Raw genomic sequence first — 13,423 nt, forward strand, 5'->3', positions numbered from 1 at the left:
TTATTTTATAGATTCATTACCAAACACTGTTCAGGAGAAAAACATGTTGATTGAACAGTTTATTTGTCGAAAAGATAACTTTGGTGTACTCATTCATGATGAAAAAAGTGGCTACACAGCTGCAATTGATGCACCTGAAAGTGAAGCTATTCATAACACCTTAAAACGCCGTAACTGGACACTTCAGACTATTTTTGTAACTCATCATCATCACGACCATGTAGAAGCATTGGAAGAATTAAAACAAGTATACAACGCTATGATTATCGGACCAGAAGCAGAAAAAGAAAAGATTCATCATCTTGATCAAACACTTCAACCTGATGAAAAACTTCTCTTTGGTTCTCACCCACTTTTAGCTCTTTCAACACCTGGTCACACTTTGGGCGCATTATCTTATTATTTTCCTGAAAAAGGTTTGCTCTTTGCTGGAGATACACTTTTCTCACTTGGTTGTGGACGCCTTTTCGAAGGAACACCTGCTCAAATGCTGAACTCTTTAAAAAAGCTTCGTCAACTTCCCGATAAGACACTTCTTTATTGTGGTCATGAATATACCAAAACCAATGCTCTTTTCGCATTAACACTTGATCCACATAATCAAAAACTTCGTCAAAGAGTGGAAGAAGTTTCTTTGCTACGTGCAAAAAACGCTATGACTTTACCAGTAACCTTAGGGCAAGAAAAAGCCACCAATCCCTTTCTCCGATGGGATGATAGTGTGTTGCGAAGAAACCTCGCAATGGAAGAAGAAACAGATGAAGAAGTCTTTGCTGAAATTCGAAGAAGAAAGGATAACTTTTAAACATGCTTAAGTTCGTATTACGTTTGTTCCTCCTTTTTCTTTTCGTGATACATACTCAACTAACAATGGCAGAGGAAAAGAAAACAGACTATCGATTTGAGTTCCCGTATATTATTGCAAATTATACCTTAACAGAAGATTTTCTCTTGAAAATGGAACAAATTGGAAAAGAATATGAAAATTTACTGCCAGAGTTAAAAGCATCTAATACCCCATGTAACAATACTATTAAAGAATTTACCACTTACATTTCTGATCAGCCAAAATTAATGAATATTTTAAAAAACAATAACATCACGCCTAGAGATTTTTTTCTTGGTTGCAATGCGCTTACGGGAACGTTATTGATACTTACCTCGGCTGAATTTGATGAAAAAAACACCGTATTTTTAAGCAATTTGGAATTTGGTAAAAAGCATATGTATAGAGTATATACTGTTGTAGAAAAAATTTGTGGCTGTTAACTTTAAAAATTAATTGACTTAACAAACGGAGAAGTCTTTGCTGAAATTCGAAGAAGAAAGGATAACTTTTAAACATGCTTAAGTTCGTATTACGTTTGTTCCTCCTTTTTCTTTTCGTGATACATACTCAACTAACAATGGCAGAGGAAAAGAAAACAGACTATCGATTTGAGTTCCCGTATATTATTGCAAATTATACCTTAACAGAAGATTTGCTTTTAAAAATGGAACAAATTAATAAAGAAGAGTGTGAAAGTTCACCATCAGAATCAAAAGTATCCGATACCGAAAAAGAACCTGATATTGAAATTGAACACGACAACAGTATTGAAGGATTCGTAGCTTCTATTTCTAATCAACCAAAATTAATGAATATTTTAAGAAAAAATAATATAACACCTAAAGATTTTGCTATAGGAACCATCGCCCTTCAAGCAACATTAACAATGCTTTTAGCTCCTCTTGAACTTCTTAAAAAAGAGGGGATTTCTTTTGATGAAAAAAATACTGTAGTTTCAAACAATTTAGAGTTTGGTAAAAAATATACGTATAGAATACTTGCTATTTTAAAAAGTCGTTGTAAATAGAATTCGTGCTATTTTGAACAGACTATCAATTTGTTTTCTCCCTAGCAGCAACCCAAATATCATTGTAAATTATCCTTTAACAGAATATTTTCTCTCAAAAATAGAATAACTAAAACAAATAAATTGAGGATTTACCCCCAGAGCCAGAGGCATCCAATACCGGAAATGATAACAGCATTGAAGGGTTAATTGCTTCTATTTCTGCTAGATCAAAACTAACAGATCTTTTAAGAAAATATAATTTCTCACCTAAAGATTATGTTATTGGTCTCATGGCCCTTCAAACAACTTTAGCTGCAATAATAGCCTTTGAAGATAAAAAATTCTCTTCAAAAATACTATACCTTCAGATAATTTTAATTTCAGTCAAAAATATGTAGATAGAATTCGTGCTATTTTAGATAATTAATTAGTTTTGCAAACGCCGGCAAATATCATCTAATTGTTCTAGTGAAGAGTAGCGTATTTTTAAATCACCACCTTTTTTGCCATGCCGAATAGTCACTTTCATTCCGATCACGTCTGCAAGTAATTTTTCTAAAGATTTTGTTTCTGTATCTTTCTCAACAGCAGTTCGTTTTTTGACTTTTGGATTTGCCTGTTCATACGCAAGTATTTCTGTTTGGCGCACAGAAAGCCCTTCGCGAATAATTTTTTCAGCTAAATCCTGTGGATTCTCAACAGTGATAAGACAGCGTGCATGACCAGCGGAGAGTTGCCCATCGGTTAAGAATTGTTGTACTTTTGGTGGAAGTTTTAACAAACGAAGCGTATTAGCAACATGACTGCGACTTTTTCCAATAACTTGCGCTAAATCTGCCTGCGTATATCCATGTTCATTCAGCAAAATTTCATATCCCATTGCTTCTTCGATAGGATTAAGATCAGCACGTTGAACATTTTCAATAATTGCCAATTCCAAAGCCGTTTTATCATCTACATCGCGAACAATAACCGGTAATTTATTTAAATTGGCTCGCTGTGCAGCACGCCAGCGCCGTTCGCCAGCAATTAATTCAAACCGATGAGGATGATCACGTGATGGTCTTACAATAACAGGTTGAACAACACCGTGCTGGCGAATTGATTGTGCTAAATTATCAAGTTCTGAATCGGTAAAATGGCGTCGCGGATTATGTGGATTGCACGAAATAGATTCAAGTGGAACAAATCGTTCAGAAACAGAAGAAACTGTATTGGACTCTGTAAATTTGTCAGTATTTGATGAACGTGTAAGATCGCTGTTTAAACTGATATCCCCAATTAATGCCGCTAATCCACGACCCAGTCTTTTTTTTGATTGATCATCATTCATAATTTTGCTCTTTAAATTTTTAGTTTATTTTTTTAAGCAGCAGCACGTGCTTGTTTTTCACGTTGAATCATTTCTGATGCTAGACGCAAATAAGCTTGGCTCCCAGCACATTTGAGATCATAAAGCAATACAGGTTTTCCAAAAGAGGGCGCTTCTGATACTCTTACATTTCGTGGAATAACAGTGCGATAAACCTTATCTCCCATAAAAGAACGTACATCTTCAACAACTTGATTTGAAAGATTATTACGTCCATCATACATTGTTAGAACAATACCTTGGATTTCTAAAGATGGATTAAGTACGGATCGCACTTGTTTTACTGTTTCAAGTAATTGACTTAAACCTTCAAGTGCTAAAAATTCACACTGCATAGGCACTAAAACAGAATCCGCAGCCCCCATAGCATTAAGTGTTAAAAGATTAAGGGAGGGGGGACAATCAATTAAAATATAATTGAATTTTTTTTCCATTTCCGGATCATCATAGAGTGCTTTACGTAAGCGTTGTATGCGATCTTGTGATGAAGAAATTTCCATTTCCACACCTAAAAGATCAAGTGTAGAGGGAACTATATAAAGATTGGGTACTGCTGTTTTTAAAGCCGCCTGTGTAATTGAAACTCCCGAAACTAAAACATCATAAGAAGACAAAGGACGGTTATTACGATCAATCCCTAAACCTGTACTAGCATTACCTTGTGGATCAACATCCATAATAAGGACATTTTCACCTATAGCCGCTAAAGCTGTTGCAAGATTAATTGCTGTGGTTGTTTTTCCGACTCCACCCTTTTGGTTTGCAATAGCGATAATTCGTGTTTCGCTCATTTTGCTCTACCCTCTATATGATCGAATATGAGAAATTTCCAAAATAACAGAATTTTCATCAACTTTACTTTTATGTTTTAACAGATCAAAGTGCCAATTGGCAGAGGCATTTTTTATTTCTGTAGCGTAATCCCGACCTTTTTGCAAAAGAGCGATTGTTTTTTCTGTTAATAAAGGAAAAATAAGTTGTAGAAGACTATTGAGCGGCGCTAATCCCCGTGCCGTTATAATATCAGATACGGGAATTTTTTGATATACATCTTCAATTCTAGCGTGATAAACCGTTGCTGGAAGATTAAGTTGAGAAATAACTGTTCGCAAAAAAGCAACTTTTTTCCCATTACTTTCAACAAGATTAATATGTCCTACTTTTTTTTCTTTCAAAAAGATAGCAATCACAATTGCAGGAAAACCTCCTCCTGATCCTAAATCACACCAATGTAAAGAATGAGCATACAAAGGAAAAATTTGTGCTGAATCTAGAATATGCCGTGTCCATAGATCTGGTATTGTTGTAGCAGATATCAAATTAATATGTGCATTCCATTGAAGTATTAAAGACTCAAACTGAATTAAATTTTCCATCGTTTCACGTGAAACAGAAGGAACAATATTTAATAATTGTTGATATTTTTTTTCTGTAGAAAAATCCATTAAGCTGTTTTAGCCTTTTCACGTCGTTGACGTTGAATACATGTAATAATAAGCGATAACGCGGCGGGTGTCATGCCATCAATTTTTTGTGCATCAGCAATTGAACGCGGCGACACTTCTTGAATTTTTGATTTAAGTTCATTTGAAAGACCTGAAATTGCCTGAATATCAAGAGAAGAAGGAATTTCTAAACGCTCATCTCTCTGAAGAGAAGCAATATCTTGTGCTTGTTTATCTAAATAAACCGCATATTGTGCCTCAATTTCTAAAGATTCTGCTGTTTTAGAATCAACCGTTTGTAATTGTGGCCAAAAATCTGAAAGACGCTCTAAAGTCATATGAGGATACGCAAGAAAATCATAAGCGGAACGCCGAATTCCATCATGATTAACGTGTAATCCATGAGCAGAAGCTTCATTGGGTGTTAAAAAAAGATTTTGACATATTGATCGTGCTTGATCAAGGCGTTCTTGTTTTTTCTGATAACATTCCCAACGTATTTCACTCACAATACCCCATTTTTGTGCCAAAGGTGTTAAACGCGTATCAGCATTATCAGATCGTAAAGATAAACGAAATTCAGCACGTGATGTAAACATCCTATAAGGTTCACAAACACCACGTGAAACCAAATCATCAACCATAACACCAATATAAGCGGTAGAACGACTTATAAGTATTTCATCTAATTTACCTACTTTACGTGCCGCATTTAACCCAGCTAAAAGTCCTTGTGCTGCTGCTTCCTCATATCCTGTTGTACCATTAATTTGGCCTGCTAAAAACAAACCCGGTAAAGAACGTAATTCTAAGCTTCTCGTTAATTGTTGTGGATTAACAAAATCATATTCAATAGCATAACCAGGTTGCAAAACTACAGCATTTTCCAACCCTTCAATGGTTTTCAATAGAGAAATTTGTACATCTTCAGGAAGAGAAGTAGAAAGACCATTTGGATAAACAGTATCATCATTTAATCCTTCTGGTTCTAGAAAGATCTGATGTCCATCACGTTCTCCAAATTTCACAATTTTATCTTCAACAGAAGGACAATAACGTGGTCCTAACCCTTCAATATTTCCAGAATATAAAGCAGAACGATAAATATTCTCGCGAATAATTTGATGTGTTTTCTCATTTGTACGTGTTATTGCACATTCAATTTGTGGTTGTTCAATTTTCTCTGTTAAAAGAGAAAAGGGAATGGGATTTTCATCTGCTTGTTGTTTTGGAAGATGATCCCAAGCAATTGTTTTTTTACTCAAACGAGCAGGGGTTCCTGTTTTTAATCGACCAAATTTTATATGATAATTTTTTAAACGTTTAGCAAGTTGCACACTTGACTGATCTCCCATACGTCCAGCAGCCCATGTTTTATCACCAATATGAATAAAGCCATTTAAAAATGTCCCTGTTGTTAAAACAACAGCACCAGATAAAATTGTTCCTTGTTTTTTTAAAATAACACCTGATACACAATTATCTTTAACGACCAGATCAATAACTTCATCCTCAATAAGAGTAAGATTTTCTTGTTCTTTTAATAATTTTTGAATTGCTTTTTTATAAAGTTGTCGATCCGCTTGCGTCCGTGGTCCTCTTACTGCCGGTCCTTTACGTCTATTAAGTAGTCTAAACTGAATTCCAGCAGCATCTGCTGCTCTTCCCATGAGACCATCTAATGCATCTATTTCACGAACTAGATGCCCTTTTCCAAGACCACCAATAGCAGGATTACACGACATTGTTCCCAGTGCTGATATTTTATGTGTAACAAGCGCTGTTTTGGCTCCTACACGCGCTGAAGCTGAAGCCGCTTCACAGCCAGCATGACCACCACCAACAATAACAACATCATATGATTGCATTTAATTCATTCCGTAGAAAATATTCTAAGGTTTCACGTGAAACAGTATATAAATTACATAATCTTTATAATCTGTCTATTAAATAATCAATGTTTCACGTGAATCATTATTTACCAACACAAAACTCTGAAAAAATAATATCAAGCAAATCTTCAACATCAATATCTCCTGTAATTTTTCCAATAAAATCACTTGCACAACGGAGATGTTCTGCACGTAAACTGAGATCAAGAGAATGATAATTAAGAGAATATTCAATCTCTTTAACAGCCTCCTTTAATAATTGAAGTTGTCTTTTACGCGCCGGAACAATATTTCCAATTTCAGAAGCACGATGATGACAAAATGATTCAAGTTCTTTGATAAAATAATCAAAATTAAAACCAGTTAATGCGGAAAATTGTATAGACCAATGCTGATCATTTTTTTCATAAAGATCAAGCTTATTGCCAACACACCATATTTCAGCCGATGTTTCTGGTAAATCAACTTGCTCAGGATTTCCTATATCATAAACCAAAATAACTAAATCAGCTTCCCTAACATGCTGTTTAGCAACTTCTATTCCCATTTGTTCTATTTTATTTTCTGTTTTTCTAAAACCAGCAGTATCCGTTAAAAAAATAGGTAAACCACCAAGAATAATTCTCATTTCTAAAGCATCACGGGTTGTTCCTGCTTCTTCCGTTACAATAGCAACAGATCTTCCTGAAAGACGATTCATAATGCTTGATTTTCCAGAATTTGGAGCACCAGCAATAACAATTTTTAATCCATCACGTAAAATACTCGCACGCTCTCCTTCAATAATATATTCACGAATAGAAGTACAAAGATCCTCAACATCTTTCCAAACTTTATCAGATATTGCGTTGGGAATATCTGCTTCATCAACAAAATCAAGTTCTGCCTCAATAAAAGCACGCGCCTTCATAAGCTTATGACGCCAATCACGATAAAGCGTCGTTAAATGTCCACTTGTACCCATAACAGCTAAACGCCGTTGGCTTTCCGTTTCTGCTTCTATTAAATCAGCAAGACCTTCTGCTTGAACAAGATCTAATTTTCCTTCCATAAAAGCACGACGTGAAAATTCACCTGCTTCTGCAATACGGCATCCAGAAAATGTCGACAATTCATCGAGAAAACGACTAACAACGGCTTTTCCTCCATGTAAATGGAATTCTGCACAATCTTCCCCCGTAAAACTATGAGGAGCAGGAAAAAAAACAGTTAAACCAGAATCTAAAAAGCTCCCATCACGAGCAGTAAGATTTCCATAATGCATAAAACGTGCTTTAGGTAAACGACCACAAAGCGTTTTAACTATATCCACAACATGAGGACCAGAAAGCCTAATGACTGCAACCCCTGAAGGTAACAATCCACTCGAAACAGCAAAGATTGTATCCACAGGTTTTATCCTAATAAAAACTTTAATGACTCTACGTATTCATTGAATCAAAAAATTCACTATTGTTTTTTGTTTGCTTTAATTTATCAATCAAAAATTCAATTGCATCTGTTACATTCATAGATGCTAAAATACGACGAAGAACAAAAATTTTGTGTAAATCTTGTCGTTCTACCAAAAGTTCTTCCTTACGCGTTCCTGACTTTAAAATATCCATAGCAGGGAAAATACGCTTATCAGCAACTTTTCTATCAAGAACAATTTCAGAATTACCTGTTCCTTTAAATTCTTCAAAAATAACCTCATCCATACGACTTCCTGTATCAATCAAAGCCGTTGCAATAATGGTTAAAGATCCACCTTCTTCAATATTACGTGCTGCACCAAAAAAACGTTTTGGACGCTGGAGAGCATTTGCATCCACACCACCTGTTAAAACTTTCCCCGAAGAAGGAACAACTGTATTATATGCACGTCCAAGACGTGTAATAGAATCAAGAAGAATAACAACATCGCGTCCATATTCAACGAGGCGTTTGGCTTTTTCAATGACCATTTCTGCTACTTGTACGTGACGTATTGCAGGTTCATCAAAAGTAGAAGAAACCACTTCTCCTTTTACTGAACGCTGCATATCTGTAACTTCTTCTGGTCGTTCATCAATTAAAAGAACAATGAGATAACATTCAGGATGATTAGTGGTAATAGAATGAGCAATATTTTGAAGTAAAACTGTTTTTCCTGTCCGAGGAGGAGCAACAATTAACCCTCTTTGTCCTTTTCCCAATGGAGATATCAAATCAATCACGCGTGATGACATATCTTTCTCTGTAGGATCTTGTATTTCCATTTGGAAACGCTCATTTGAATAAAGAGGAGTAAGATTATCAAAGTGAATTTTATAACGAATCTTTTCAGTTTTTTCAAAATTAATTGTATTAATTTTAAGGAGAGCAAAATAACGTTCTCCCTCTTTTGGACTACGTATAGGACCTTCAATGGTATCGCCTGTTTTTAAAGAAAATGACTGTATTTGTGCTGGTGAAAGATAAATATCATCGGGACCAGGAAGATAATTAGCGTCAGCAGATCTCAAAAAACCAAATCCGTCTTGTAAAACTTCAACAACACCCTCTCCTATAATTTCTACATCTTGTAGAGCAAGTTTTTTCAAGATAGCAAACATTAATTCTTGTTTGCGCATAAGAGAGGCATTCTCAACTTCTAATGTTTCAGCAAAAGAAACAAGTTCAACGGGATTTTTGCTTTTAAGTTCTTGTAGTTTCATTTTTTGCATGAAATATGCTCTTTGTAATTAAGGAGAAGATTATCTTAAATAATTTATGAAAATTTATGAACGAAATATTCTTAAGAAGAAAAATATTTTACACTCAATTTTTTTAATCTGCAAGTACCATTTATATGAAATTTATCCCTGTAATATTAAGTAATTATATGAAAAAATTGAAAAAATATAAATAGTGTTTAATTTATTTTATAACAAAAATATGAGTTAGAGTTATAGCATTAATTAAATGCTATTCAAAAGTATTTTTTACAGAAATTTATATTAATAAATTTATATTAAAGAAGGGATTCTTCTTATTTATAACTGTGTTTAGTGTGGATTATTATTTATCCCCAATTTTATCCACAAAAGGGACTAAAAAAAAGAATAAAAATAACACTATCTTAAAGATATTATCCCCTCTTTTTTATAAGAGGTATAAAATTATCACAAGCATTTAATTTGTGTATAAAAACGAAGAATTTTTCCTAAATTTTAGTTTTATAAAAAACGGTAAGGATATATACACATATCTTAACAAGGAGTTAAAATTTCTGTGACAAAAGAAAAAAAAATCTTTCATTTACACATGCTTTCTGATGCAACGGGAGAAACGTTAATCTCTGTTGGGAGAGCTGTAGCATCGCAGTATACAATGAGTCAGGTAACAGAGCATATCTATCCTATGATTCGTAATGAAATACAGTTACAAAAAGCTCTTGATGAAATACAACAAGAGCCAGGTATTGTTCTCTACACAATGATTGATGAAGAATTTAAACTTCTCCTTCAAAAAAAGTGTAAAAAAATAAAAGTTCCCTGTATTGATATATTGCATCCTGTTTTAAATGCTTTTCAGTCTTACCTTGGAATGCCAACACATTTACGTGCGAGCGCACAACATGATCTTAATGCAGATTATTTTCGCCGTATTGAAGCACTGGATTTTACAATAGAGCATGATGATGGACAGTCTTCCAGTAGCTTATCCGAAGCAGATGTGATCCTTGTTGGAATTTCAAGAACTTCTAAAACGCCAACAAGTATCTATTTAGCAAATCGCGGAATAAAAACGGCTAATGTTCCTCTTATTCCTAATATTGATTTGCCAGAATCCCTTTTAGAGGCAAAAAATTCTTTAATTATTGGTTTAATTGCTTCAGCTGAAAGAATCTCACATATTCGTCAAAATCGAGATTTGGGAGAAGGTTTTGCTCTTGATAGTTATACAAATCGTATCAACATAGCTGAAGAATTAATCTATGCAAAACGCATTTGCGAACGTTTTGGTTGGCCTATTATTGATGTCACAAGACGCTCTATTGAAGAAACTGCTGCTGCAATATTTGAACTTTTATCACGATTTCGTGAAGGAAAATGAGAGAAAATTCTCATGAACGCAGATACGTTAATATTAGCATCTCTTAGTTTTTATCGTGCAAAATTATTAAAAAAAGCAGGTTTAAATTTTTTCATTGAAGGAGCTTCTTTTGATGAAAGAGAAGTAGAAAAAAAAGCAAAAGAAAAAACACCTAAAGAACTCAGCTGTTTTCTTGCGGGTGCAAAAGCAAAAAATGTTTCAGATCGTTTTCCTGATGCTTTCGTTATTGGTTGTGATCAAGTGCTTGATTTGGAAGGTAAAGTTTTTCACAAAGCAACAAATATTAAGGAAGCACATCAACGTTTATGTGAGTTATCAGGAAAAACCCATTCTCTTCATAGTGCGGTAGCTTTATTTAAAAATGGTCAAAAAATTTGGGTTGAAGCTTTTAGTGCACATATGTCCGTCCGTTTGCTCTCGTCAGAATTTATTGAACATTATTTAGCACGCGTAGGAAAAGATGTTCTAAACAGCGTGGGAGTATATCAAATTGAAGGGGAAGGGATTCATCTCTTTGAAAAAATTGAAGGAGATTTTTTTACCATTGTTGGTTTACCTTTGCTGCCTCTACTCATAAAACTGCGTCATTTAGGAATTATTGATGGTTGACTTAACAATAAAAAAAATAAATTATCCGCGTGCTTTTGTTGTTGGTTCTCCAATTCATCATTCAAAATCGCCTAAAATTCACAATTTTTGGCTTAAACAATATGGTTTACAAGGAGAATATCTTGCACAAGAAGTAACATCTGAAGAATTCAGTCATTTTATTGCGTCTTTACAAAAAATAGGCTTTTGTGGAGGAAATGTTACTTTGCCTTACAAACAGGAAGCTTTTCGTTTAGCAGATTATAAAGATGAGAGAGCAACAATGATTGGTGCTGTTAATACACTTTGGTATGAAGGAAATAAGCTTTGTGCCACGAATAGCGATGCCTATGGTTTTAGCGCTAATCTTGATGATTTTGCATCTGATTGGGGAGGGGAAACAGCTCTTGTTTTTGGAGCAGGTGGTGCCGCACGCGCTATCATATATGCCTTAAAAAAACGCGGATTTGAACAGATTTATTTGGTTAACCGTACAAAACAACGCGCTGATAATTTAGCTCAGCATTTTGGAAAATACATTAAAGTTTACGATTGGCATAAAATCCATGAAATACTTCATCAAGCTGATTTGATTGTTAATACAACCTCTATTGGCATAAAAAATCCAGAAGAAAAAAGTGATTCTTTTTTTTGTGATTTTCATAAAGCAAAAAAAACGGCGTTAGTAACAGATATTATTTATACACCATTAATAACTCCTTTTTTACAACAGGCAAAAGCTTGTGATCTCAAGACGGTTGATGGACTTGGGATGCTTCTACATCAGGCTGTTATAGGGTTTGAACAGTGGTTTGGAATAAGACCACAGGTAACAAAAACATTACGGACAGCTATTTTAGAGGATATGAGTGAAAAGAAAGAATGAAGATCATAGGATTAACGGGATCAATTGCTATGGGAAAATCAACAGTTGCTGATTTTTTCAAGCAAGCGGGTATATCTGTTTTTAGTGCTGATGAAGCAGTACAACGGCTTTATAAAAGTGAGCCAGTTTTGTCATTCATAGAGAGTATTTTTCCTGGTGTTGTTGAAAAAGGTGAAGTTAACCGTTTGAAACTCTCTGAAATTTTGATTGATGATAAGGAAAAATTACAAACATTAGAAAAAATAATTCATCCTTTGGTGCAAGAAAAAGAAAGGGAATTTATTGATATAGCGCGTAAACAAGGGAAAAAATTAGTTATTCTTGATATTCCACTTCTGTTTGAAAAAAATGGTGAAAGTCGTGTGGATAGCGTTATTGTTGTTTCTGCTCCACCAGAAATACAAAAAGAACGTGTAATGATTCGCCAAGGTATGAATGAGAAAAAATTTGCCTTTATCAATGCTCGACAAATGCCGGATGAAAAAAAACGAGAACGTGCTGATTTTATTATTTATACAGGGAAAGATTTAGAGAATACACGTCAACAGGTTTTTGATGTGATAAAAAAACTAAAGAATTGAAGTCATGCGGGAAATTATTTTTGATACAGAAACAACAGGTTTAGATAAAGAAAAAGATCGCATAATCGAAATTGGTTGTGTAGAAATGGTTGATCGTTATCTTACGGGGCGACAATTTCATGTTTATTTAAACCCTGAAGGCGTTATTATTCCTGATGAAGTTGTAGCAATTCACGGATTAACCAATGAACGCCTAAAAAACGAGAAAAGTTTTAGTGATATTGTTGATGAATTTCTGGAATTTATCAAAGGTGCGACAATGATTGCGCATAATGCGAGTTTTGATATTGGTTTTATTAACGCAGAATTAAAACGCGTCAACAAACCGCTTATCAGTGTTGATAATATTCTTGATACATTGGCTATGGCACGGCGTAAATTCCCTATGGGTCCTAATTCTCTTGATATTTTATGCAAACGTTTTGGAATTGATAACAGCCATCGTGTTCTTCATGGTGCTTTGCTTGATGCAGAGATTTTAGCCGATGTTTATATTGAACTGATCGGTGGAAAGCAAGGTGTATTGGGTTTTGATAACAGAAGGGGACTTGAACATATCCAGAATGATAAAGATACATCTTATGCAGTTAAAATTCGCCCACAGGCTTTACCTTCAAGATTGAGTCCGCAAGAAAAAAGGTTGCACGCTGATTTTATCAACAAGATAGGTGAAAAAGCTCTGTGGAATAACTTTAAAATTCATGAATAACATCATTTTTTCTCTAAAAAAATCACTATTTAAATTAAAGAATATGGATGTCA

14 protein-coding genes are annotated in these 13,423 nt (G+C 34.4%); 8 read left to right on the plus strand and 6 right to left on the minus strand.

What is annotated here, in order from left to right:
* Positions 1 to 43 precede the first annotated feature (43 nt).
* The 3 genes from gloB to ACFIKJ_RS00470 all read left to right on the plus strand — a co-directional run bounded on the left by gloB (position 44) and on the right by ACFIKJ_RS00470 (position 1,856).
* Positions 44 to 805 (plus strand): hydroxyacylglutathione hydrolase, encoded by a 762-nt coding sequence (gloB, locus tag ACFIKJ_RS00460; RefSeq protein ID WP_375626108.1) that lies wholly within the window; start codon positions 44 to 46, stop codon positions 803 to 805.
* A 65-nt stretch (positions 806 to 870) separates the two neighbouring features.
* A complete protein-coding gene (locus ACFIKJ_RS00465; protein ID WP_375626110.1) occupies positions 871 to 1,269 on the plus strand; it encodes a hypothetical protein in 399 nt (132 codons plus the stop codon).
* A 74-nt stretch (positions 1,270 to 1,343) separates the two neighbouring features.
* Positions 1,344 to 1,856, plus strand: coding sequence for a hypothetical protein (locus ACFIKJ_RS00470; protein ID WP_375626112.1), 513 nt, complete (start codon positions 1,344 to 1,346; stop codon positions 1,854 to 1,856).
* A 409-nt stretch (positions 1,857 to 2,265) separates the two neighbouring features.
* Here ACFIKJ_RS00470 and ACFIKJ_RS00475 read toward each other — a convergent pair whose 3' ends face one another.
* The 6 genes from ACFIKJ_RS00475 to rho form a co-directional block, all read right to left on the minus strand.
* Positions 2,266 to 3,171, minus strand: a complete 906-nt coding sequence (locus ACFIKJ_RS00475; RefSeq protein WP_375648197.1) for a ParB/RepB/Spo0J family partition protein — start codon at positions 3,169 to 3,171, stop codon at positions 2,266 to 2,268.
* A gap of 32 nt (positions 3,172 to 3,203) precedes the next feature.
* On the minus strand, positions 3,204 to 4,001 hold the full coding sequence (locus tag ACFIKJ_RS00480; RefSeq protein ID WP_273722360.1) for a ParA family protein: 798 nt from the start codon (positions 3,999 to 4,001) through the stop codon (positions 3,204 to 3,206).
* Positions 4,002 to 4,007: 6 nt separating this feature from the next.
* Complete coding sequence (gene rsmG, locus ACFIKJ_RS00485; protein ID WP_375625523.1) at positions 4,008 to 4,655, minus strand: 16S rRNA (guanine(527)-N(7))-methyltransferase RsmG; 648 nt, start codon at positions 4,653 to 4,655, stop codon at positions 4,008 to 4,010.
* The gene (gene mnmG, locus ACFIKJ_RS00490; RefSeq protein WP_375670138.1) at positions 4,655 to 6,523 is read right to left on the minus strand and encodes a tRNA uridine-5-carboxymethylaminomethyl(34) synthesis enzyme MnmG; all 1,869 of its coding nucleotides are present in this window, start codon (positions 6,521 to 6,523) and stop codon (positions 4,655 to 4,657) included. The genes rsmG and mnmG overlap by 1 nt, the downstream gene beginning before the upstream one ends.
* A 106-nt stretch (positions 6,524 to 6,629) precedes the next feature.
* Entirely contained in the window at positions 6,630 to 7,937 is a 1,308-nt protein-coding gene (mnmE, locus tag ACFIKJ_RS00495) for a tRNA uridine-5-carboxymethylaminomethyl(34) synthesis GTPase MnmE (RefSeq protein WP_375670139.1), read from the minus strand.
* A gap of 31 nt (positions 7,938 to 7,968) precedes the next feature.
* A complete protein-coding gene (gene rho / locus ACFIKJ_RS00500; RefSeq protein WP_375625520.1) occupies positions 7,969 to 9,234 on the minus strand; it encodes a transcription termination factor Rho in 1,266 nt (421 codons plus the stop codon).
* Positions 9,235 to 9,781: 547 nt separating this feature from the next.
* Here rho and ACFIKJ_RS00505 point away from each other — a divergent pair.
* Genes ACFIKJ_RS00505 through dnaQ form a run of 5 tightly spaced genes read left to right on the plus strand, consistent with a single transcriptional unit; the run spans position 9,782 to position 13,370 of the window.
* Entirely contained in the window at positions 9,782 to 10,606 is an 825-nt protein-coding gene (locus tag ACFIKJ_RS00505; RefSeq protein WP_375626120.1) for a pyruvate, water dikinase regulatory protein, read from the plus strand.
* A gap of 12 nt (positions 10,607 to 10,618) precedes the next feature.
* On the plus strand, positions 10,619 to 11,215 hold the full coding sequence (locus ACFIKJ_RS00510) for a Maf family nucleotide pyrophosphatase (protein WP_273787544.1): 597 nt from the start codon (positions 10,619 to 10,621) through the stop codon (positions 11,213 to 11,215).
* The gene (locus tag ACFIKJ_RS00515; RefSeq protein WP_375670140.1) at positions 11,208 to 12,080 is read left to right on the plus strand and encodes a shikimate dehydrogenase; all 873 of its coding nucleotides are present in this window, start codon (positions 11,208 to 11,210) and stop codon (positions 12,078 to 12,080) included. Before ACFIKJ_RS00510 ends, ACFIKJ_RS00515 begins: the two co-directional genes overlap by 8 nt.
* A complete protein-coding gene (gene coaE, locus ACFIKJ_RS00520) occupies positions 12,077 to 12,661 on the plus strand; it encodes a dephospho-CoA kinase (RefSeq protein WP_375625516.1) in 585 nt (194 codons plus the stop codon). The genes ACFIKJ_RS00515 and coaE overlap by 4 nt, the downstream gene beginning before the upstream one ends.
* A gap of 4 nt (positions 12,662 to 12,665) precedes the next feature.
* Positions 12,666 to 13,370, plus strand: a complete 705-nt coding sequence (gene dnaQ, locus ACFIKJ_RS00525) for a DNA polymerase III subunit epsilon (protein WP_375625515.1) — start codon at positions 12,666 to 12,668, stop codon at positions 13,368 to 13,370.
* Positions 13,371 to 13,423: the final 53 nt, after the last annotated feature.

Source organism: Bartonella sp. PS7NMGDW (assembly GCF_042193585.1).
Lineage (GTDB): Bacteria > Pseudomonadota > Alphaproteobacteria > Rhizobiales > Rhizobiaceae > Bartonella > Bartonella grahamii.

What these genes read in the sequence shown, in the direction of transcription:
- gloB (WP_375626108.1), top strand. Translation starts at nt 44, where the DNA reads ATGTTGATTGAACAGTTTATTTGTCGAAAAGATAACTTTGGTGTACTC.
- ACFIKJ_RS00465 (WP_375626110.1), top strand. Translation starts at nt 871, where the DNA reads ATGGCAGAGGAAAAGAAAACAGACTATCGATTTGAGTTCCCGTATATT.
- ACFIKJ_RS00470 (WP_375626112.1), top strand. Translation starts at nt 1,344, where the DNA reads ATGCTTAAGTTCGTATTACGTTTGTTCCTCCTTTTTCTTTTCGTGATA.
- ACFIKJ_RS00475 (WP_375648197.1), bottom strand. Translation starts at nt 3,171, where the DNA reads ATGAATGATGATCAATCAAAAAAAAGACTGGGTCGTGGATTAGCGGCA.
- ACFIKJ_RS00480 (WP_273722360.1), bottom strand. Translation starts at nt 4,001, where the DNA reads ATGAGCGAAACACGAATTATCGCTATTGCAAACCAAAAGGGTGGAGTC.
- rsmG (WP_375625523.1), bottom strand. Translation starts at nt 4,655, where the DNA reads ATGGATTTTTCTACAGAAAAAAAATATCAACAATTATTAAATATTGTT.
- mnmG (WP_375670138.1), bottom strand. Translation starts at nt 6,523, where the DNA reads ATGCAATCATATGATGTTGTTATTGTTGGTGGTGGTCATGCTGGCTGT.
- rho (WP_375625520.1), bottom strand. Translation starts at nt 9,234, where the DNA reads ATGCAAAAAATGAAACTACAAGAACTTAAAAGCAAAAATCCCGTTGAA.
- ACFIKJ_RS00510 (WP_273787544.1), top strand. Translation starts at nt 10,619, where the DNA reads ATGAACGCAGATACGTTAATATTAGCATCTCTTAGTTTTTATCGTGCA.
- ACFIKJ_RS00515 (WP_375670140.1), top strand. Translation starts at nt 11,208, where the DNA reads ATGGTTGACTTAACAATAAAAAAAATAAATTATCCGCGTGCTTTTGTT.
- coaE (WP_375625516.1), top strand. Translation starts at nt 12,077, where the DNA reads ATGAAGATCATAGGATTAACGGGATCAATTGCTATGGGAAAATCAACA.
- dnaQ (WP_375625515.1), top strand. Translation starts at nt 12,666, where the DNA reads ATGCGGGAAATTATTTTTGATACAGAAACAACAGGTTTAGATAAAGAA.